Annotated in this window: 15 protein-coding genes; 7 read left to right on the forward strand and 8 right to left on the reverse strand. The window is 42.3% G+C overall.

Features of this window, described 5'->3' with window-relative positions; genetic code table 11:
* Positions 1-60: 60 nt before the first annotated feature.
* From SPEA_RS10800 to ubiG, 6 genes are all read right to left on the reverse strand, one after another.
* Complete coding sequence (locus SPEA_RS10800) at positions 61-3336, reverse strand: hypothetical protein (RefSeq protein ID WP_012155297.1); 3276 nt, start codon at positions 3334-3336, stop codon at positions 61-63.
* 578 nt (positions 3337-3914) lie between these two features.
* On the reverse strand, positions 3915-4325 hold the full coding sequence (yfaE, locus tag SPEA_RS10805) for a class I ribonucleotide reductase maintenance protein YfaE (protein WP_012155298.1): 411 nt from the start codon (positions 4323-4325) through the stop codon (positions 3915-3917).
* Complete coding sequence (nrdB, locus tag SPEA_RS10810; protein ID WP_012155299.1) at positions 4294-5424, reverse strand: class Ia ribonucleoside-diphosphate reductase subunit beta; 1131 nt, start codon at positions 5422-5424, stop codon at positions 4294-4296. Before nrdB ends, yfaE begins: the two co-directional genes overlap by 32 nt.
* Before the next feature lie 72 nt (positions 5425-5496).
* Entirely contained in the window at positions 5497-7785 is a 2289-nt protein-coding gene (gene nrdA, locus SPEA_RS10815) for a class 1a ribonucleoside-diphosphate reductase subunit alpha (RefSeq protein ID WP_012155300.1), read from the reverse strand.
* A gap of 451 nt (positions 7786-8236) precedes the next feature.
* Positions 8237-8920, reverse strand: coding sequence for an HAD family hydrolase (locus SPEA_RS10820; RefSeq protein WP_012155301.1), 684 nt, complete (start codon positions 8918-8920; stop codon positions 8237-8239).
* Positions 8913-9623 (reverse strand): bifunctional 2-polyprenyl-6-hydroxyphenol methylase/3-demethylubiquinol 3-O-methyltransferase UbiG, encoded by a 711-nt coding sequence (gene ubiG, locus SPEA_RS10825; protein ID WP_012155302.1) that lies wholly within the window; start codon positions 9621-9623, stop codon positions 8913-8915. The genes SPEA_RS10820 and ubiG overlap by 8 nt, the downstream gene beginning before the upstream one ends.
* 281 nt (positions 9624-9904) lie before the next feature.
* On the opposite strand from ubiG, the gene gyrA reads away from it, so the two are divergent.
* Entirely contained in the window at positions 9905-12616 is a 2712-nt protein-coding gene (gyrA, locus tag SPEA_RS10830; RefSeq protein ID WP_012155303.1) for a DNA gyrase subunit A, read from the forward strand.
* Positions 12617-13185: 569 nt separating this feature from the next.
* Here gyrA and SPEA_RS10835 read toward each other — a convergent pair.
* Positions 13186-14343, reverse strand: a complete 1158-nt coding sequence (locus SPEA_RS10835; RefSeq protein WP_012155304.1) for a serine hydrolase domain-containing protein — start codon at positions 14341-14343, stop codon at positions 13186-13188.
* Positions 14344-14975: 632 nt separating this feature from the next.
* Here SPEA_RS10835 and serC point away from each other — a divergent pair.
* Entirely contained in the window at positions 14976-16067 is a 1092-nt protein-coding gene (gene serC / locus SPEA_RS10840; RefSeq protein ID WP_012155305.1) for a 3-phosphoserine/phosphohydroxythreonine transaminase, read from the forward strand.
* A gap of 78 nt (positions 16068-16145) precedes the next feature.
* Here the strand turns inward: serC and SPEA_RS10845 are convergent, their stop codons facing one another.
* Positions 16146-17339 (reverse strand): amino acid aminotransferase, encoded by a 1194-nt coding sequence (locus SPEA_RS10845; protein WP_012155306.1) that lies wholly within the window; start codon positions 17337-17339, stop codon positions 16146-16148.
* Between the two features lie 408 nt (positions 17340-17747).
* On the opposite strand from SPEA_RS10845, the gene aroA reads away from it, so the two are divergent.
* From aroA to SPEA_RS10870, 5 genes are all read left to right on the forward strand, one after another.
* Positions 17748-19028: a 3-phosphoshikimate 1-carboxyvinyltransferase gene (aroA, locus tag SPEA_RS10850; protein ID WP_012155307.1), complete on the forward strand. Its 1281-nt coding sequence runs from the start codon at positions 17748-17750 to the stop codon at positions 19026-19028.
* Between the two features lie 176 nt (positions 19029-19204).
* Positions 19205-19897 carry a (d)CMP kinase gene (gene cmk / locus SPEA_RS10855; RefSeq protein WP_012155308.1) on the forward strand — a complete coding sequence of 231 codons (693 nt, stop codon included), beginning with the start codon at positions 19205-19207 and terminating at the stop codon, positions 19895-19897.
* A gap of 97 nt (positions 19898-19994) precedes the next feature.
* Positions 19995-21662 carry a 30S ribosomal protein S1 gene (rpsA, locus tag SPEA_RS10860; protein WP_012155309.1) on the forward strand — a complete coding sequence of 556 codons (1668 nt, stop codon included), beginning with the start codon at positions 19995-19997 and terminating at the stop codon, positions 21660-21662.
* A 72-nt stretch (positions 21663-21734) separates the two neighbouring features.
* Positions 21735-22022, forward strand: coding sequence for an integration host factor subunit beta (gene ihfB / locus SPEA_RS10865; protein ID WP_012155310.1), 288 nt, complete (start codon positions 21735-21737; stop codon positions 22020-22022).
* Positions 22023-22144: 122 nt separating this feature from the next.
* Positions 22145-22453 (forward strand): LapA family protein, encoded by a 309-nt coding sequence (locus SPEA_RS10870; protein WP_049767966.1) that lies wholly within the window; start codon positions 22145-22147, stop codon positions 22451-22453.

Here is a 22453-nt window from a genome sequence, read left to right on the forward strand (position 1 = left end):
AAAGTAAGTCGATCAACCATAATTTCTGTTACGCACACACTTCACTACCTGTTTATAGTATCACTCTTTATCTATGCTCTTTATTTCAGTTTTAATACAAGGTAGCTCATCCACTAAATCCACTTTCATCCAATAATTTATCGATAATTCACCGACATTTTCATTTTGAGATGGCACATAATTTACTTCTACAAATTGATTATCCATAACCTTGCCAAATACGATTGATTCGAATAAATCTCTAGTTGTCAGTAAACTAAAGTTTACGTCCGAAAAATGAAGACTATATACAATGATATCACCCAGATTACAGATATAGTTATTCCCGAAGCCATCAATAAAGGAGATATCAAACTTATTAGCTATTTCTGGTTTGTATCTTGCTTCTCGAAGTAATTGATTCAACTCTGAGCTTCCTGAAAACAACACTGGATTTGTAATATCTTTGGTTAAGTTAGAAATGTCGAAAATGTTGTTTTCTGCATTGGTATAGACTTTTGAATTAGAAGTTTTGTACTGCAATAGCTTTCTTAGAATATTTACTTCAACATTATTTCTGGTTGATTCTTTAAGCCAACTTTCCTCGTTGACAGCTCTATTGGCTTCAATGTTTTTAGCAATATTTTCTTTATGATATCCCTGTATATTTAATTTATACAAGGTTTCCTCCACAGGATTGCCGTTAAAACCAACCGATTTAAATAAATTTATAGGAAACTCGAAGTTCGCGTCTTCGCCCATAAAAGCCTTGGAACAAGCTATGCCAAATTTAGTTATCAGATCTTCGTCAATATCTGCCTCTGCAACTAACTGATTCTGTCGTTGGTTTAGTTGGTCAATAACTTGTTGAATTGAAGTTTTAAAGTTATCTAGGTTACTATCAAATTGTTCTTTAGAGATGAGGAATGGTTCTTTGATTTCGTCAACCAATCTAAGCCACTCTTGTAAGTCACGAACAAGGGATTGTTGGTCTTGATAGCGAAATGCATCCGAAAAAATAATATCGAACCATTTACGTCCCAGTTGCCATTGGCTATTTGAAAAGGAAACTGCTATCTCAACATAAGCAATATTCATACTTTGAGCGTCGTTGCGTCCCCAACCTGAATAGATACGACCCGATACTCTTCTCTTTTCATTAACTCGCCCAAAGGACTCAAGTACTTTTGAAATCCATGAGCCGTAGCTACCGCTTCCATAATTGGGATAATCCCTATGCCTAATATACGTTCCAACTACGTCACTAGCGTTGGATATAGACTTAGTTCTTCGACCAATTGCACCTGTTGGGTGAATTGCAGCGTTAGAAAGTAACGCTTTAATGTATTGTCTTATTCTTTCATTATCATTTAAGTTCGGTTTTAGCAACATGTAACAAGCAGTAATAACTCTAAGGTCAAACGCTGCATTCTCAAATGCAATATTAAAAGCTGATTTAAGGTTAAACTGATGACCATTTAAGATCACAATCCAATTTTTGTCATCTAAGCTTTTAAGCAACATATCATGAGTCACTAATTCAGAGTGCCATCTATATTCTTCTAGTCCATGACCATAATCTCTAACTGATAGCTTTTCACACCAATTGTTCAGCATGTCAACACCCCATCCAGCAGCCTCGTCATTGTTATACCTCAAAGCTGTTATCGCGGTATGCGCTGTAAACTCTAAATGGGCAAGGAACAATGGTAGTGACTCAGTTAGGCTATCAAGCCGTTTACGTCTCGGTTCAATATAATCCAGCCAAGACTCCCACGACCCAACAAAATCAAAAAGTACGTCTTCATATTTATTTGCCACGCGCATATCTGACGAGGAAGAACTATATGAACGCCATTCCATCAATAATGACCAAGTAAAGTAACTACCTTGGATCAATAAAAAGCCTTCACGCTTAACCAGTTTTTCCCGCCGTGAAAACAGTCGTTTATGCAAATAAATGACTTCGTCAAAGAATTCAATATTTTCAGGAATTAGTTCGACAGCAGATTTAGCAATTTGATAATATTCTGTCAAAATTTCATCGAGATAGCTCCTACTGAAAAAATTGGTAGTTGGCAACAAAAGCCAATTATCGTCTTCTTTATTATCGTTAATAAAGCTTAAGGCAGAAGCAATCTCTATATGCCATTTCACGATGTTGTCTAAAGCGTATTTAAATTCTCCTATGTTCTTTTCTCGAATCGAATCATTAGCTGAGCCAACTAAGCCTAGCATCATGGAAGTTAGGCTTCTTTCATCATTATATTTGTTTTTCTTGATTGTAAAGCTTAATTTAATCAACAACTTAGATAGCCAATCCAGATCGAAGCCAGAATACCTAACAATTACTAGACCTGTTTCATTTTCATTAGTCCAAATAGGTTGTAGTACAAATTCTGGTTCAGCATTTAAATCTAAATGGAGCCAGCTAAAACCTTTTTTCGAAACTAGCCTCTTCACCAAACTCTGGCGATTAAGCCAACGAAGCACTTTGAGCTTCTTAACTTGGTAATGAATTATCGCATTGATGATTGAAAAGTAGACGTTAGTTACTCGAATTGGATCTGGTGACGGAACCATAATTTCATTGTATTTATCATCAGAGAACTTATAGGTGCTTACTTTGAGTACGCCCTCATCTGGGTTAGCCAGAACATTATTTCTTACTGAGTTTTGTAGTAATAATTCATGAATCCTGTGCCTAATATCAGTCTCACATAGTTCATGAATAGTGAATCGAACAACTATCCTGTCACGTTTCGTTTCATCTAACATCAAGAATGTAGCTGTAAAAAACCAACTCGTTAATAAAACATTAAATGTCAACCATAACGCGGTAGTTATGCAAATCGCTAGATAAGTTGACTGATCCATACTAGCGCTGAGGAAGTAGCCCACAATTATAAAGATGGACAAAAACAATCCACTTAAACCAGCAAACATGAAGCCAGAGTACAGCTGATAAATAGGAAACAATGTCTTCTTAGCTGACTTATTCTGAAAAAGTACACCAATCAAACCAATAACAAGTGGATATACAACACCGACAATGGTTAACTGACCAGCAAGAAAACCACCTTGCCAGTCGATTAGTCTTCTCCAGTTAGGAAAATACTCGATAGCAAATGGAGTTAATTCTTCTTTCCAAAGCAATAAATTGGCTACAAGTAAACTAGCTAAGACGAAGGTGAGAAAGGTGTAATAACTATGCCTTTGAGACCAACGTAATATGTTGTGCTCTAAAAGGTTCCATTTACTTGAGAGGAACGCCTTATTTTGGTAGAGCGTTTCATCAATGTTTTTATTTACATGATGCTGAAGTGAATTTAACAGCTTCTCAATACTAACAAACACTTAGATGCCCCCCAGGAGCTAGCTCGTTCTTTTTTAAGTGCAACTACTTTACTAGAAATCGGCTGTTAATCAATGATATGCATCTCTTTGAATTGATTAGAGTGTAGTGGTTGTACTAGCTGAGCAAATTTGGCCGTATAGCTAGAGCTTTGACATAAGGAAAAATAAGTCAAATACCAAAATGAACGCTGTACAGAAAAACTGACCTAAAACATTTTGGGGCAAAACTGAGTTACGACACATGCAGAAAACACTAATCCCCCATCGGAGTTGCCGAGGTCATTGAAGACAAATCACGTGAGCGAGGCATGGATGCCAAGGTAGCCTTAGGTGAGCCTTGGGCGGCGAATATGAGGCGATAGTGATTTTCGAAAATGAGTGAGGTTCAACAACTCCGTCGGGGCGCTGAGGGTTTGTTAAGGGGGGCAAGCGCTTTCCCCCTTGGCTTGGGTGTGGGCGAAGCGCCACGACTCTCGTCAAGCGAAGCTTGAGAGTCCCAAGTTCGTCACCAGTAGGCTAGAGACTAAGCTTGAATTAGATAGCGAGTTGGCGATGAAATTTGAAATGAGAAATTGAGCTTAGCCAGGTACTGACGGGGTAGCTGAAATGGATTCGCTATTAATGACAGGTTTAGGACTGGCTGCACGTACAACAACCTCTGCACCTTCAGCTGACAGCGCCAAATCAATATCACTTTCAGGAATACAGCAGCAGGGCAGGCATTCATCAGCCTCGAGTGAGACTAAAGGCTCTTTGATATAAGTGACTTTACCGCTTTTGACTTTAGTTTTGCATTGCCCACAAAAACCACTGCGACATTCAGAGAATATCTTAACCTTCTTTTGTTCAAGCGCTTCAAGCAAAGTCTGGTGCTGCTGATTAAACAGCAACACCGGCATGCCTTGAAGACTCACAATCGGAGCCTTCTTAAAGCTTGCTTGACTAAAGCTGACAGGCTTAGAGGTCAAAGTCTGAGAACTCATTGTCATCGATTGAAGAATCGATTTGACCAACAAGATAAGAAGAGACTTCTACTTCTTGCGGTGCAACTTGCACTGAATCACTCTCTAACCAGTTCTTCATCCATGGTAGTGGGTTAGTTTGCTCTGCATAAGGAGAAGCAAAGTTCACCGCTTTCATGCGCTCGTTAGTGATGTATTCAACGTATTGGCACAGAATGGTTTCGTTTAGACCAATCATAGAACCATCTTTAAATAGGTATTTAGCCCACTCTTTTTCCTGCTCGGCTGCTTTGATAAAAATATCAATTGCAGTTTGCTCGCACTCTTTAGCAATTTCGGCCATTTCAGGGTCGTCTTTACCAGCATGCATAATCTTTAAAATATGCTGAGTGCTGTTTAGATGCAATGCTTCATCGCGAGCGATCAAGCGAATAATCTTTGCATTACCTTCCATAACCTTGCGCTCGGCAAAGGCAAATGAACAAGCAAAACTGACGTAGAAGCGGATAGCTTCGAGTACGTTAACCGATACCATACATAGGTACAGCGCTTTCTTGATTTCACGCTTAGTGACTTCAATGATTTCGCCGTCGATCTCGTGGCTACCTTCACCTAATAGGTGATAAGCCTGGCTTAGCTTAATCAAGTGATCGTAATAGTTAGCGATATCGCTAGCGCGCTTTAAGATCTCTTCATTTTCTACGATGTCGTTAAATACGATTGAAGGATCGTTAACAATATTACGAATAATATGAGTGTACGAACGTGAGTGAATCGTCTCAGAGAATGACCAGGTCTCAATCCATGTTTCTAACTCTGGTAGTGATACCAGTGGCAAGAAGGCAACGTTTGGTGAACGGCCTTGAATTGAATCAAGCAGAGTTTGATATTTCAGGTTCGAAATGAAAATATGCTTTTCATGCTCAGGCAATGCAGCGTAATCGATTTTATCTCGGCTAACGTCAACTTCTTCAGGACGCCAGAAGAAAGAAAGCTGCTTTTCGATTAGCTTTTCGAATACTTCATATTTTTGTTGGTCATAACGCGCTACGTTTACTGATTGCCCAAGAAACATAGGCTCTAGCATTGCGTTGTTTGGAGTTTGACAAAATGTTGAATAGGCCATTTTTCTATCTTCCGATAATGGGGGCTAGGCCCCCTTAAATTAACGTTTAATACTAATGATTAATATCTTGGGTTAGATCTTACATGCGCCGCCAGCGCAACTGTCATCTTCTTTCTCGATGGCAGTGATATCGTCATGACTATCTGAAGCTCCATCACGAGTATTGTGATAGTAAAGTGTCTTCACACCATATTTGTAAGCGGTTAATAAGTCTTTTAATAGTACCTTCATCGGTACTCGGCCACCCTCAAAACGACTAGGGTCGTAGTTGGTGTTAGCTGAAATCGACTGATCGACGAACTTCTGCATTAAACCGACTAACTGTAAGTAACCATCGTTATTAGGCATTTGCCATAGTAACTCATAGCTATACTGGTACTTTTCAAAGTCAGGTACTACTTGCTTTAGCTGACCATCTTTACTGGCTTTAACGCTGATTAAACCACGTGGTGGCTCAATACCGTTAGTTGCGTTTGAGATCTGCGAAGAGGTCTCTGATGGCATTAGCGCAGAAAGGGTAGAGTTACGTAGACCGTGAGTCTTGATCTCTTCACGCAACGTTTCCCAATCTAGGTGCAATGGCTCATCGCAAATCTTATCTAAATCACGCTTGTAGGTATCAATTGGTAAAATACCTTTAGAGTAAGTTGTCTCATGGAACGCAGGGCAGGCGCCTTGTTCCTTAGCCAGCTTCATCGATGCCTTCAATAGGTAGAATTGAATCGCTTCAAAAGTCTTGTGAGTAATGCCGTTCGCTGAGCCGTCTGAGTAACGTACGCCTTCTTTTGCTAAGTAGTTAGCAAAGTTAATTACGCCTATACCCAGTGTGCGGCGATTCATTGACGCTTTTTGAGCTGAGATGATTGGGTAATCTTGATAATCCAGTAGGTTATCGAGTGCACGTACAGCAAGATCGGCCAATGGCTCTAATTCTTCTAACTTCTTGATAGCACCTAAGTTAAGTGCTGACAGTGTACAAAGTGCAATCTCGCCATCAGGATCGTTAATGTTGTTTAACGGCTTAGTTGGCAATGCAATCTCAAGGCACAAGTTAGACTGACGAACTGGTGCAACCTTAGAGTCAAATGGACTGTGGGTATTACAGTGGTCAACGTTTTGAATGTAGATACGACCGGTAGAGGCGCGCTCTTGCATCATTAACGAGAATAACTCAACGGCTTTAATCTGTTTCTTACGAATACTGTCATCAGCTTCATATTTAAGATACAGACGCTCGAATTCTTCTTGGTCCTCGAAGAATGCATCGTACATACCTGGTACATCTGATGGGCTGAACAAGCTGATCATGCCGCCTTGAATAAGACGTTGATACATAACTTTGTTGATTTGAACGCCGTAATCTAAATGACGGATACGGTTATCATCAACACCACGGTTGTTCTTAAGTACTAACAGTGATTCAACTTCTAGGTGCCACATTGGGTAGAATAGGGTAGCTGCACCACCACGTACGCCACCTTGAGAACAAGATTTAACCGCAGTCTGGAAATACTTATAAAATGGTAAACAACCTGTATGGAATGCTTCACCACCACGGATTGGACTACCTAGGGCACGAATACGGCCAGCATTGACGCCGATACCAGCACGTTGTGACACGTACTTAACGATTGACGATGAGGTAGCATTAATTGAATCAAGGCTGTCACCACACTCAATCAATACACATGAGCTGAACTGACGTGTAGGCGTACGTACACCGGCCATGATAGGTGTTGGTAGCGAGATCTTAAATGTAGATGTCGCGTCGTAGAAATCTTTAACGTACTGAAGGCGCGTCTCTTTTGGATACTTAGCAAATAGGCAAGCAGCAACCAAGATATACAGGAACTGGGCACTTTCGTAGATCTCGTGGGTTACACGGTTTTGAACTAGGTATTTACCTTCAAGTTGCTTAACTGCAGCATAAGAGAAGTTCATATCACGCCAGTGATCGATATAGCTATCTAGGGTATCGATCTCTTCTTGACTGTAGTCTTCTAGAATATGCTGATCGTACTTACCAAGCTCTATCAACTTAACCACATGATCGTAAAGCTTAGGTGGCTCAAATTGACCAAAAGCTTTCTTACGAAGATGGAAAACAGCTAAGCGTGCAGACAGGAACTGATAATCTGGTGATTCTGGAGAGATTAAATCTGCAGCAGCTTTAATGATAGTCTCATGGATGGCTTCAGTGGCAATGCCGTCAAAAAACTGCAGGTGAGAGCGCAGTTCAACTTCAGATACAGAGACGTTGTTTAGTCCTTTTGCCGCCCACTCGATAACGCGATGGATTTTATCGAGATCGATAGTCTCACGTTCGCCACTACGCTTTGTGACTGTCATATTGCTATTCATTAAAGATAAACCTTGGTTTTTATATTTATGAAAGTGACCCGTTCAGGTGCACCGTACGTTTCCTTGTAAACAAGCAGTTTTAACCGAAAAACGGAGAGTTCCTTTTTGTTGACACAAACGACTAAATAGTGCCTGCTTTCGTCACTCACACACTATATATGGTGTTTTGAGTTTCAATAACTACAAGATAGTGAGGTTAATGGTTTTTTGCAAGTGGGAATTTAGGGGACAAGTTGTGGATATCTTGAGGATAAATCAGCCTGTTAGTAACGGCTAACCGTTAAAGCTTGTTTTGGTTTGATTTCCTTTTCACTGGCGGATAAATGAACAAATAAAAATGATCTGTCGGATCGCCACTTAGTTGAGCGATCCAGGCAGATCATTTTGACGACTTTAGTATGAAGTTTACAAGCCTAAATCATCATGGATTAAAATGTGTACGCTTAGAAAATTAACTCTGCTGCATAACCGTAAAAAAATCAGCTAAATGACCGCCAGTCTCAAAGCTGAGATCGGCAGGCCAAAGCGAAATATCATCATTAGCGCCAATATAACCCCACAGGGCAAGACCTGAGATCATATTTGCCGCTTTAGCCGCGACAAGATCGCGCTCTGCATCACCTAAATACAGAATATGCTCAGGCAATACCTTAAGTTGCTGCGCGGCTAAATGCATAGGCGCCGTATGAGGCTTGGAATAAAGCGTTGTGTCTCCGCTTATCACAGTAGGCATTTTTGCCGTAAGGCCGAGTCGATTGAGTAGCGGTCGTGAGAAGCGAGCTGGTTTATTGGTTACCACACCATACGGAATAGAAAGCCCGTGAAGCGTTTCGAGTAACCTGTCTAAGCCTTCAAATAAACAGCAATCGTTACCGTTTATACGCTCATAGTTATCGAAGAGTGATTGCTGTAATTGGGCAATGTATTGCTCATCAATATGGGGCAGGGCCGCCCTAATCATGGCTATGCTGCCATGGGACGCACTGTCGCGGATCTGCTCGAATGGCACCCGTGAATGCCCATGGGCTTCTAGACTGATGTTGAGAGCCTCAATCATATCTGGCGCGGTATCGACTAGCGTACCATCGAGATCGAACAGTACGCCTTTAATCTGTAATGCTTCTGCCTTAGTCATTTTTAACCGTGGCAATCATATAGTTCACTTCAAGACTCTTAGTATATCTAAAAATGTCTGTAATTGGGTTATAGGTGATCCCGACAGCATCTTTGCAGAACAGTTCTGCATTATCGGCTAAATCGATAAGCTCTGAAGGCCTGATAAATTTATTATGGTCGTGGGTGCCGATAGGTAACATCTTTAATAGGTACTCAGCACCTAAGATGGTTTCAACATATGCGCGTAGGTTACGGTTAATCGTTGAGAAGAACACATAGCCACCGGGTTTGACCATATCGGCGCAGGCTTGAATAACAGAACTTGGATTAGGAACGTGTTCAAGCATTTCCATGCAGGTAACGACATCATATTGACCACGATGTTCATCTCTATGGGCTTCTGCAGTGTTTTTGATATAGTTTATTTCAACGCCAGTTTCTAAGGCATGCAGCCTCGCGACATCTAAAGGCTCATCGCCCATATCGAGGCCGGTAACATTGGCGCCTATTCTCGCCATGCTTTCAGACAGGATCCCGCCGCCACAACCAACATCTAGCACTTGTTTACCAAAAATACCGCCAGCGGTTTGGTCTATATAGTTAAGGCGCAATGGGTTTAAGTTGTGTAGTGGTTTGAATTCGCCTTTAGGGTCCCACCAAGTGGCGGCCATTTTCTCAAACTTCGCGATCTCTTGTGGATCAACATTATTATGTGTTTGCACTTTAATTACCTCACAGTGACAAAACCGTCTTTAGCGTCAGATTATAATGAATAGTGGCAATAAACAAACAAGTAATGATTTTGCGGAACAATGTGATGAAAAATTGTGCCTATGCCTTGATTTTAATCAAGTGAATTGACTTTATCTGGTTATTTAAAATGAATCGATGTTTGGGTCTAGCGCCATAAAATAACTGTGTTAGAATGCCAAATCACGTTTTCAAGCATAGCTATTTTAGGAAATAAGAATAGCACGCTAAATTTCAGGGGATCGAGCAGTTTATGACTGATCTGGCTTCATCTATAACACCAATTAATATTGAAGACGAATTAAAAAATTCATACTTAGATTACGCCATGAGCGTAATCGTTGGCCGTGCACTGCCTGACGTTCGTGACGGTTTAAAACCGGTACATCGCCGCGTACTTTTCGCCATGAGCGAATTGAAAAACGACTGGAACAAGCCTTATAAAAAGTCTGCCCGTGTCGTTGGTGACGTAATCGGTAAGTATCACCCGCATGGTGATACCGCTGTATATGACACAATCGTTCGTTTGGCTCAGCCTTTCTCTATGCGTTACCCACTTATTGACGGTCAAGGTAACTTCGGTTCTGTCGATGGCGACGCCGCAGCTGCAATGCGTTATACCGAAATCCGTATGGACAAGGTGGCACATCAGCTTTTAGCCGACCTTGAGAAAGAGACCGTTGACTTCGTTCCAAACTACGATGGCACCGAGTTTATTCCTGCCGTTCTACCAACACGCATTCCAACACTACTAGTGAATGGTTCGTCAGGTATTGCGGTTGGTATGGCTACAAACATTCCGCCACATAACTTGAATGAAGTTATCAGCGGTTGTTTAGCACTAATCGAAGACCCTGCATTATCTATCGAACAATTGATGGAATACATTCCAGGTCCTGACTTCCCAACTGCAGCGATTATTAATGGCCGTAAAGGCATTATCGATGCGTATAAAACCGGCCGTGGCCGTGCGGTTATGCGTGCTCGTGCAGAGATCGAAGAAGAGAATGGCCGCGAGCGAATTATCGTTCACGAAATTCCATATCAGGTTAACAAAGCGCGTTTGATTGAAAAAATTGCCGAGCTAGTTAAAGATAAGAAGATCGAAGGTATTAGTGGTCTACGCGACGAGTCTGATAAAGACGGCATGCGTATTGTTATCGAGATCAAGCGTGGTGAAGTGGGCGAGGTTGTTCTAAATAACCTTTACGCACAAACTCAAATGCAGTGCTCTTTTGGTATTAACATGGTTGCTCTGACCAATGGTCAGCCAAAACTATTTAATTTAAAAGAGATGCTAGAGTGCTTTATTCTTCACCGTCGTGAAGTGGTTACTCGTCGTACCGTATTTGAATTACGTAAAGCACGTGAACGCGCGCATATTCTTGAAGCGTTAGCGGTGGCGCTTGCAAACATCGACCCAATTATCGCCTTGATTAAGGCATCTCCGACTCCAGCCGAAGCGAAAGTGAAGCTAGTTGCAGAAGGTTGGGAACTTGGCCACGTTAAAGGCATGCTTGAAAAAGCAGGCGATGACGCAGCCCGTCCTGAGTGGCTAGAGCCTGAATTTGGTATTCGCGACGATAAGTACTATCTGACTGAGCAACAAGCTCAAGCGATCCTTGAACTACGTTTACACCGTTTAACCGGTCTAGAACATGACAAGATCATTGCTGAATACGAAGAACTACTAGAAATCATCGCGGCATTACTATTCATTCTTGGTAGCCCAGAGCGTTTGATGGAAGTGATTAAAGAAGAACTTGAAGAAGTTCTGACAAACTTTGGTGACGAGCGCCGTACTGTTATTAACGCTAACGAAGTTGATATGAGTCTAGAAGATCTTATCAATGAAGAAGACGTTGTAGTTACACTGTCGCACCTTGGTTATGCCAAGTACCAAGTTCTATCTGATTATCAGGCTCAACGCCGTGGTGGTAAGGGTAAAGCTGCAACTAAAGTGAAAGACGAAGATTTCGTTGAAAAACTATTGGTAGCTAACACTCATGACACCATCTTGTGCTTCTCTGACTTTGGTAAGATGTACTGGCTGAAAGTTTACCAATTGCCATTGGCAAGCCGTACAGCACGTGGTCGCCCAATTGTTAACTTGTTACCGTTGGCAGAAGGTGAGCGTATCACTGCGATTCTACCTGTTCGCGAATACGCTGAAGACAAGTACATCATTATGGCGACGTCTCACGGTACAGTTAAGAAGACTGCACTAACGGCTTATAGCAACCCACGTGTAAACGGTATTATCGCTGTAAACCTTAAAGATGGTGACCAGTTGATTGGTGTTGATATTACCGATGGTAATGACGATATCATGCTGTTCTCGAATGAAGGTAAAGTGGTTCGCTTTAACGAGAAAGCCCGTAGCTCTGAAACAGGTGAAGTGAAAATTGATCCTGAAACAGGCGAAGAAGTTATCGCACTACGTGCGATGGGACGTACTGCAACGGGTGTTCGTGGTATTAAGCTTGAAGATGGCCAAACTGTTGTATCGCTAATTGTACCTAAGGGTGAGGGTGATATCTTAACTGTGACCGAGAACGGTTATGGTAAGCGTACCGATTTAGCCGAATATCCAGCTAAGAGCCGTGGTACGAAAGGTGTTGTCTCTATCAAAGTGAGCGAACGTAACGGCGCCGTAGTTGGTGCAGTACAAGTTGGCGAAAATGATGAGATCATGCTGATCAGTAACAAGGGTACTTTAGTACGTACTCCAGCTACTGGCGTATCAAGCATTGGTCGTAACACTCAAGGTGTGACCATTATTCGTACCGCTGAAGATGAGAAAGTTGTTGGTCTACAACGTATCGATGAAATTCAAGTTCCTGATGTTGAGCTTGATGAAGAGGGTAACCCTATCATCGTTGAAGGCGCTGCAGGAACAGAAGTTCAAGCAGAAGCTGTCAATACCGAAGCTGAAGTGACTGAAACACCAAAAATTGAAGATTAATATTCATCAATGAGATGATGTATTGATTTGAAAAAAAGGATGCCAATGGCATCCTTTTTTGTTTTTAGCCCTAAACCACTTCAGTAGGTGGTTATCATCAATTTGGCTCAGCCTGAAGTACGCTCAATGGCATTGCGGAGTAAGGCAATGTTTAACGACTTATAAGCACGCCGACTTTTGTTTGAAAAGAAAGTGTCCATGGAGGCAAGCTTAGCATCCCTGCGATACACGGCTTATAAGTTCATTAAACATAGCTTATTAACTCAAGTGATACGTGAGCTTTGCTAATGGTGCGGTACAAGCTTCTAAATCAGGGCCACAAATGTTCCCTACATTTGTTGGCATTTCCGCCAATCCATGGCAGTCAGTGATTTAGCCCATGCTTTAAAGAAAGGCCTATAGGGATATATTTACGGCGTCTTCTTAACGCACGGTAGGAAAGCTCCCTTTTAGGGAGTCTGCTTTATAACAGATGGGCAAAGCCACCTTCTTCAGAAGGTGGATCTTTTACTTTCAGATGATTTAAGCTTTGGTATGAACAAACGACCAATAGCGGCTGCTACAGCCGCTTATATTCCAAGCTTGTCGGCTCGTTTAAACGCATCCTGCCAAAACTCAGCACTTAACTTAGCGATGACTCTGGATTCGCCATTCAATAACATCGCCATACCAATATTGAGCTCCGGTGAGTAAGATATTTCTGCGACATAACCTGAAACCCATCCTGCATGATAGATAAGCGGCCGTCCGTTGAACTCATAGATGCGCCAACCTTTACCGTAATGGGCACTATCGAGGAAAGGGCGCCAATCTCGGCGGCGTAACTCTTTGGTGGTCTTAACCCCTGGCGTGGTTATATCCTCTATCATACTTGCTGAGATTACTTCGGGGTTTTGGCCTAAATTCGCCATTAGCCATTTTGAAAGATCGGTAATACTCGCATTAACACCAGCTGCGGGGGCGAGCTGATAATAGTTGGGTTTAACTTTAACCTGCTGAAATCCTGATTTGGTTTTGACGTGGGGTTCCGCTCGGTTACTTTCATTTAGAAACGCGTCGTAGCCCACAGAGGCAGAGCTCATACTTAATGGAGCAAAGATCCGTTTCTGTATAAAGTTGGCGTAGCTGAAAGTCGATTGTTGTTCTATGGCTTCTTTGATAAAAGAAAACGCCACATTTTGATAGCCATAGCAGATCCCCGGTTGGCAAATAGGGCTAAGCTCATCAAACTTGCTGACAATTTTAGTAAGATTGACGTTCGCGTTGATCAAATTGTCGTAACTATTGGGCATTAAGCCAGTACTATGACCAATGATATGGCCTAAATTAATGAGTTTTGCATTTTGCTGATCAGCTAAAGTAAATTCCGGTAAATAACTAGCAATAGGTTGTTGCCAATCCAGCTTTCCCTCTTCGACCAACATGGACGCCAGGGTACCTGCAAAGGTTTTAGAGACTGAGGCGAGTCTAAAGACTGTGTCAGCATTAATATTTGGATTACTGCCTTTACTTCTTTTTCCATAGGTACCTAACTTTAAAACATTATCTGCTTCAACGATTACGAAAGCGCCGCCGGGAAGTTTGTTTTCTCTTAATTCATGGTTGAAGCGTTTTTTGAAACTATTTGAGAGATCGGAATATTGAGACTCTGCAGCTGATACTTGCACAAGCGTAAGCAAAGACCCTATAGATAAGGAGCCGATAAGGAGGAAAGGTTTTAAAAGCATGTACAAGTCCAATGTGCCGTTATAACGGTCTGTTTAGTATATTTGTTGTGACTTAAGCTACTAACAATAGATGGTCACTTAAAAACATCTCTATTGATGCTATGCCCAAAGGCTTAGGTTACGAGTAATGCGAGTATAAAACGTGATTATTTCTAACATTTCACTAGTATACCCAAGCAACCTCAAGATGCTCGTTTCAGAGCTCCCGTAGGATAGCTGAACAAGGCAGTGATTGAGGATAATGGTTATTCCCTTTTCGATATCACTAACGCCGTGCAGGTATTCTACGGGAACTCCCGTAGGGCACGGCGAGAAGCAACATTTTTCTGTGTTATGAAATATTGAATTAGAATAACTAGTCCTACAATTTCATGCCTTGAACTCTGTCACTTCTCGACATGCTGAATCCTGCATCTTGAAGTTGTTTGGGTATAACACTAACCTGAGCAGTATCTTAACCATAATGTTAGCAAAAGCAGATATTAAAATTCAAAAATAGTGAATTGATATGGCTTAATTTAGGGGCGGTTATTTGATTTTTTAATGTTAGCTGCCAAATAGTTGGGATATACTGATTGGTATAACGAATAGCTATACCCTAATGTTTCTACTGATAATAGAAGGACAACACTGTGAGCGCGATTTTCAACTTCTGTGCAGGCCCAGCCATGCTCCCCCCTGCTGTTATGCAAAAGGCTCAGAAAGAACTGTTAAACTGGAATGGCCTAGGTATTTCCGTTATGGAAATTAGTCATCGTAGTAAGGAGTTCATCGCGTTAACCGAGCAAGCAGAAGCGGACTTACGCGCTCTGATGGAGATCCCATCCAATTACCATGTGCTGTTTATGCACGGTGGTGGTCGTGGCCAATTCTCTGCTGTTGTGAATAATTTTCTTGGTAATGATGGTCGAGCCCTCTATCTTGTCGATGGAAGCTGGTCAAAGGCTGCGGCTGAAGAGGCTGAAAAGCTAGTCGGTAAGGCAAATATTGATAGCATAGAGCTAGTCAGTGCTGTCAATTGTTTAAACCGAGTTACCCTGCCAGATTTAAGTAAAATAGATAAAGATTATCGCTACGTTCACTACTGTCCAAATGAGACTGTTGATGGTATCGAAATTTTTGATGATATTAACAGTCCGTGGCCTGTTATTGCCGATATGTCTTCTAACATTTTGTCGCGTAAGATTGATGTTAGTCAGTTCGGTTTGATTTATGCGGGTGCGCAGAAGAACATCGGGCCATCGGGTTTAAGTATCGTAATCGTCCGTGATGATATGTTGGCCCTACCAAGTTTGCCGCAATCATCCATCATGGATTATCGCTTAGCGGTAGAAAACGACTCCATGTATAACACTCCGCCGACCTTTGCATGGTACTTAGCCGCCGAAGTATTTGCTTGGCTCAAATGCGTTGGGGGAGTAACTGAGATGGAGAAACTCAATATCGAGAAGGCTAGGCGCTTGTATGAGTGTATCGACGAGCTAGATTTCTACGTCAGCGGCGTAGCAAAAGAGAATCGTAGCCGTATGAATATTACATTCCAGCTAACCAATTCTCAGCTAGATAGTCAGTTTTTAGCCGAGGCTCAAGCTGCCGGGCTCGTCGCGCTAAAAGGGCATCGTAGTGTTGGTGGTATGCGAGCGAGTTTGTATAACGCTATGCCATTAGCAGGCGTAGATGCTCTAGTCGGATTTATGAGGGCGTTTGCAGCTAAAAATGCTTAAACATATGCTAGCTCCAGCTTAAAAAGAAAGCCGACACATAGAAGTGTCGGCTTTTTTAATTGCTTTATATATAAATTCTTAACAGATGACTTTGGCAATGGACTCGGCTAGGTAATCAACATTGCCTGTGCCAATGCCCGCTATGCTGATGCGGCTAGAATCTACCATGTATACGCTGTAATGTTCTTGCAGCTCTGCAACTTGGGCTGGGGTGATCCCTAGGAAGGAAAACATGCCTTTTTGCTCTGCAATAAAGTCAAAATCACGTTGTACGCCTTTTTCTTTTAACTTATTAACCAGCATGGCACGATTACCATTAATGCGTTCACGCATCTCCTTTAGCTCATCGAGCCATTGCTGTTTAAGCTCATCTGAGCCAAGAATGGTTTCAACAATAGCTGCGCCATGTGCTGGTGGCATTGAGTAAATACAGCGCACAACATACAAAAGTACTGAGAAAGCAATGTCGGCACGGGTAGAGTCACTGCCTACGATACTGCAGGCTCCAATACGCTCTCGATATAATCCAAAGTTTTTTGAGCATGAACTGCATAGGATCATATTCTGAACCGTCGCAGCCATCTTACGTACGCCATAAGCATCTTCATCAACGCCATCACCAAAGCCCTGATAGGCCATATCGATAAGTGGTGTAAAACCGTTTTCGGCTGTAAGAGCAATGATTTCGTCCCACTGGGCTGGTGTTAAGTCCATACCGCTTGGGTTGTGGCAACACGCGTGCAGCAGCACGACATCATCGGAACTCACTTGTGACAGCGCAGCCTTCATTTCATCGAACTTTAGTGATTTTGAATCGTAATCATAGTATGGGTAGGTCTTGACGGTAATACCCGCTGCTTCAAATAATCCAGTGTGGTTGGCCCAAGTCGGATCGCTGACCCACAAAACAGTATTTGGGTTGCAGCGTTTAATAAAGTCGGCTGCCACTCTTAATGCTCCCGTACCGCCTGGCGTTGATACGGTGCGGACTCGGTTGGCGAGAATTGCAGGGTTATCTATACCAAAAGCCAGCTCAGACATAAGACGATTAAAATCGGCTGAACCTGTTGGTCCGATGTAAACTTTTGTTGCCTCAGTCTCTAATCGGAATTTCTCAGCCTTTTTCACACAGGAGAGGATCGGGGTGTGACCAGACTCATCTTTATAAACACCTACGCCTAGATCGACTTTTTGAGGCTGGCTATCTTCACGGTATTTAGTGAGTAAACCTAAGATGGGATCGGCAGGCATAGCGGTTAATTTGTTGAACATGTCTGAGGTTACCTCTTCTGTTATCGGCAAGTGTTCAGCCGTTTTCATTATTAACTTAGAGTAACTTAATAAATGTAAAAATGGATAGGTTTTATAATAATTTTCATCATAACAAGATCCGGAAATTTTTAGTTCCACTCAAAATTTCGCATAAAAAATCGACCTTAAACAACACGCTTAAAGTCTGACTTATCGATACTTGAGAAGATTTCGTCTATTAAAGGTCGATTTTTATAAAAAAGTGTTGAATCCTTCGGCGCAATGAGTAATTTTATAACAACGAAGTTCAAACAAATGCTCAGTTGACGGTCATTTTGTCGTGGTGACCGCATTACGTCTTCTAGCATGAACATCTACTGTTAACCAGCGGGCGAGTTTGACTCCCGCAGCAATATTAAGAAGTATGCAATGAATCAATTACGATTAGAGCCGATCAAAAAAGTGTCAGGTACCATTAATATTCCTGGTTCAAAAAGTATTTCAAATCGTGCTTTATTATTGGCAACCCTTGCCGAAGGAACCACGACACTCACCAATTTACTGGACTCCGACGATATTCGTTATATGTTGGCCTCACTTAAGCAGTTAGGTGTCAGCTATCGTCTATCGAATAACAACACAGTGTGTGAATTAGACGGATTAGCGGGGCCATTAAACGCGAGTGAAGCGCAAACCCTATTTTTAGGTAATGCCGGAACGGCCATGCGTCCTTTGTGCGCTGCGTTAACACTTGGCCAAGGTGATTTCACATTAACGGGTGAACCCCGTATGGAGGAGCGCCCCATTGGCGATCTAGTTGATGCGTTACGTCAACTTGGTGCAGAGGTGAGTTACTTAAAAAATGATGGTTTTCCACCTTTAAGTATTTCATCCACTGGACTAAATGGTGGCAACGTAGAAATTGCGGGCGATCTTTCTAGCCAGTTCTTAACCGCACTACTTATGGTTGCCCCTTTAGCGAAAGATGATGTGAATATTCAGATTAAGGGCGAATTAGTCTCTAAACCTTACATCGATATTACACTCGCTTTGATGGCACAGTTTGGGGTTAAGGTTCAAAACAACGATTACGCATCGTTTGTTATAAAAGCGGGGCAACGTTATGTTTCTCCGGGTAAAGTACTGGTAGAGGGCGATGCATCCTCTGCGTCGTATTTTCTTGCTGCAGGCGCTATTCAAGGCGGTGAAGTGAAAGTTACTGGCGTAGGTAAACTCAGCATTCAAGGTGATGTAAAGTTTGCCGATGTATTACAGCAGATGGGCGCAGAGATTGAGTGGGGCGATGATTACATTATTTCTCGTGGAGCAAAGCTAACTGCGGTCGACCTTGACATGAACCACATTCCTGATGCAGCAATGACGATTGCAACGACGGCGCTATTTGCAACCGGCACAACCCATATTCGTAATATTTATAACTGGCGTATTAAAGAGACAGATCGCTTAGCGGCAATGGCAACAGAACTGAGAAAAGTGGGGGCAATTGTCGATGAAGGCCACGATTACATCAGTGTTACGCCTCCGGCGGAACTAAATACAGCTGCTATTGATACCTATAGCGATCATCGTATGGCAATGTGTTTTTCTATGATGGCATTTGCCGATTGTGGCATTACTATTAATGAGCCTGAGTGTACCTCTAAAACCTTCCCCGATTATTTTAATCAATTTAATTCGCTTGCTCATTAAATTGACCTAAAAGCAGTATTAAGCTTCAGGTGTCAGCCTTTTAAACCTGAAGCTTAGCTGAACCAAGTTCCCGAATATTTGAAGTTTTTGCCGCTTTCTTAAGTTACATGGTTTATAATGCGCGCGCTCATTTTTCGGTTATATCAAGGAAGATGGAATTTCTTGTGGAGGATTTTATGTCAGAAAGGGCGCCTGTTGTCACTGTTGACGGCCCAAGCGGTGCGGGAAAAGGTACTATTAGTCAGTTACTTGCTGAGCGATTAGGCTACAAGTTACTCGATAGTGGTGCAATTTACCGTGTATTAGCGTTAGCTGCTATTCATCACAATGTAGAACTAGATAATGAAGAAGCGTTAACATTACTTGCTGCACATTTGGACGTGCAGTTTGTTACGGGTAATGAAAGTAAAGGTATAAAAGTTGTATTAGAGGGCGAAGATGTATCTATTACGATACGTAGCCAAGAATGCTCTAATGCGGCATCTAAAGTAGCGGCATTCCCACGTGTTAGGGAAGCGTTACTACGTCGTCAGCGTGCATTTGCCGAAGCACCTGGTTTGATTGCTGACGGTCGTGATATGGGAACTATTGTATTTCCAACGACGCCAGCGAAATTATATTTAACTGCGTCGGCGGAAGAAAGAGCGCAAAGACGCTATAATCAGTTGCAGGACAAGGGCTTCGATGTTAATATCGATCAACTTTTGTCTGAGATAAAAGAGCGTGACGACCGCGATATGAATCGTAGTGTCGCTCCTTTGGTGCCAGCCGAAGACGCACTTATTATCGATACGACGAACATTAATATTGAAGATGTGTTGGACTTAGCGCTAACCCATATTCATCAAAAGCTCCAAGTGCCGGCGTAAGCCGGTACTTAACCATTTGCCCCAAGGATGAGGCAAATTATTATACTGACTCCACGTCCAGGATGGTCCGTGGTTTATTAAAGAAAGTAACTTAAACATGACTGAATCTTTTGCTGATCTATTTGAACAATCCCTTAATGAACTTGAATTCCGTCCTGGTTCTATCGTACGTGGTGTAGTTGTTGCCATCGAAAACGGTATGGTACTAGTTGACGCAGGTCTTAAGTCTGAAAGCCCAATCCCAGCTGAACAATTCAAGAACGCTCAAGGCGCTCTAGAAGTTGCTGTTGGTGATGAAGTTGACGTAGCTCTTGACTCTGTTGAAGATGGTTTCGGTGAAACTCAACTTTCTCGTGAGAAAGCTAAGCGTCACGAAGCTTGGATCGTTCTAGAAAAAGCGTACGAAGATGCTGAAACTGTAATCGGTATCATCAATGGTAAGGTTAAAGGCGGTTTCACTGTTGAATTAAACGGTATCCGTGCATTCCTACCAGGTTCTCTAGTTGACGTTCGCCCAGTTCGCGACACAGCTCACCTAGAAAACAAAGAATTAGAATTCAAAGTTATCAAGCTTGACCAGAAGCGTAACAACGTTGTTGTTTCTCGTCGTGCAGTTATCGAATCTGAAAGCAGCGCAGAGCGTGATGCTCTTCTTGAGAACCTTCAAGAAGGTCAATCAGTTAAGGGTATCGTTAAGAACCTTACTGACTACGGTGCATTCGTTGATCTTGGTGGTGTTGACGGTCTTCTACATATCACTGATATGGCTTGGAAGCGTGTTAAGCACCCATCTGAAATCGTTAATGTTGGTGACGAAATCAACGTTAAAGTTCTTAAGTATGACCGTGAGCGTACACGCGTATCACTAGGTCTTAAGCAACTTGGCGAAGATCCATGGTTAGAAATCAGCAAGCGCTACCCAGAAAACACACGTTTGACTGGTCGCGTAACTAACCTAACTGACTACGGTTGTTTCGTTGAAATCGAAGAAGGCGTTGAAGGTCTTGTTCACGTTTCTGAAATGGATTGGACTAACAAGAACATCCACCCATCTAAGGTTGTTAACCTAGGTGATGAAGTTGAAGTTCTAGTTCTTGACATCGATGAAGAGCGTCGTCGTATCTCTCTAGGTCTTAAGCAATGTAAGACTAACCCATGGGATGATTTCGCAGAGCGTTTCAACAAGGGCGACAAGGTTTCTGGTAAGATCAAGTCAATCACTGACTTCGGTATCTTCATCGGTCTTGACGGCGGCATCGACGGTCTAGTTCACCTTTCTGACATCTCTTGGAACGGTACTGGCGAAGACGCAGTTGCTGAATACAAGAAAGGCGACGAAATCCACGCTGTAGTTCTTTCAGTAGACCCAGAGCGTGAGCGTATCAGCTTAGGCGTTAAGCAAACTGAAGACGATCCATTCAACGCATACCTTGCTGACAAGAAGAAAGGTGTTGTAGTAAATGGTGTTGTTACTGCAGTTGACGCAAAAGGTGTTACAATTGAACTAGCTGAGACTGTTGAAGGTTACCTTCGCGTTTCAGATATCTCTCGTGAGCGCATCGAAGATGCATCAACAGTTTACTCTGTAGGTGACAAAGTCGAATCTAAGTTCATGGGTGTGGATCGTAAGAACCGCACTATCAGCCTATCTATCCGTGCGAAAGATGAAGCTGAAGAGAAAGAAGCAATGGCTAGCTTGAACAGCCAGGAAGACGCTGTGATGAGCAGTGCAATGGCTGAAGCGTTTAAAGCAGCTCGTAAATAATCGCCTTGAAGTTCAGGGGTGCTTGCACCCCTAAAAGGTGACTGTGTTTGGCTTGATAATAGAGGGTATAGGATGACTAAATCCGAACTAATCGAAAAACTTGCCACTAGGCAGTCGCAGCTGTCTGCGAAAGAAGTGGAAGCCGCTATCAAAGAAATGTTAGAGCAAATGGCTGATACATTGGAAACGGGAGATCGAATAGAGATCCGTGGATTTGGTAGTTTCTCACTTCATTATCGTGCACCACGCACTGGCCGTAACCCAAAGACTGGTACTTCAGTTGAATTGGAAGGCAAGTACGTTCCGCACTTTAAGCCAGGCAAAGAACTGCGCGAACGTGTAGATGCAATCAACACGTAATTTACATTGTATTAAAAGCCTCCATTAGGAGGCTTTTTTATACCTAAAACTTAGGTATCACTAGCTAGTTCTCTCTTTTTCTTAGATAATTAAACGTCACATACGCGTTCATGGAGCAAAACGTGAAGTCATTTATCATTGCTTTTTTAGTCGCTGCGTTTTTTTTCTTAGCGCTTATCTTTGGTGCCCGTAACGAGCAGGTCGTCACCATAAGTTATTTTGTTGCTCAGGGTGAATTTAGATTACCAGTAGTCTTAGCTTTTGTTTTTATGGCTGGTTTCTTGGTGAGCTGGATATTTGCCATGTACCATATCGCAGGCCTTAAATTGTCTTTACGTCGTGCAAACAAAAAACTGTCTGTATATGAAGACAAGCAAGAGCAGTCAAAATTGGTGGCAGTGAAAAGCACTGACAAAGAAGTAGACGCTTAA

This window comes from Shewanella pealeana ATCC 700345, assembly GCF_000018285.1.
GTDB lineage: Bacteria > Pseudomonadota > Gammaproteobacteria > Enterobacterales > Shewanellaceae > Shewanella > Shewanella pealeana.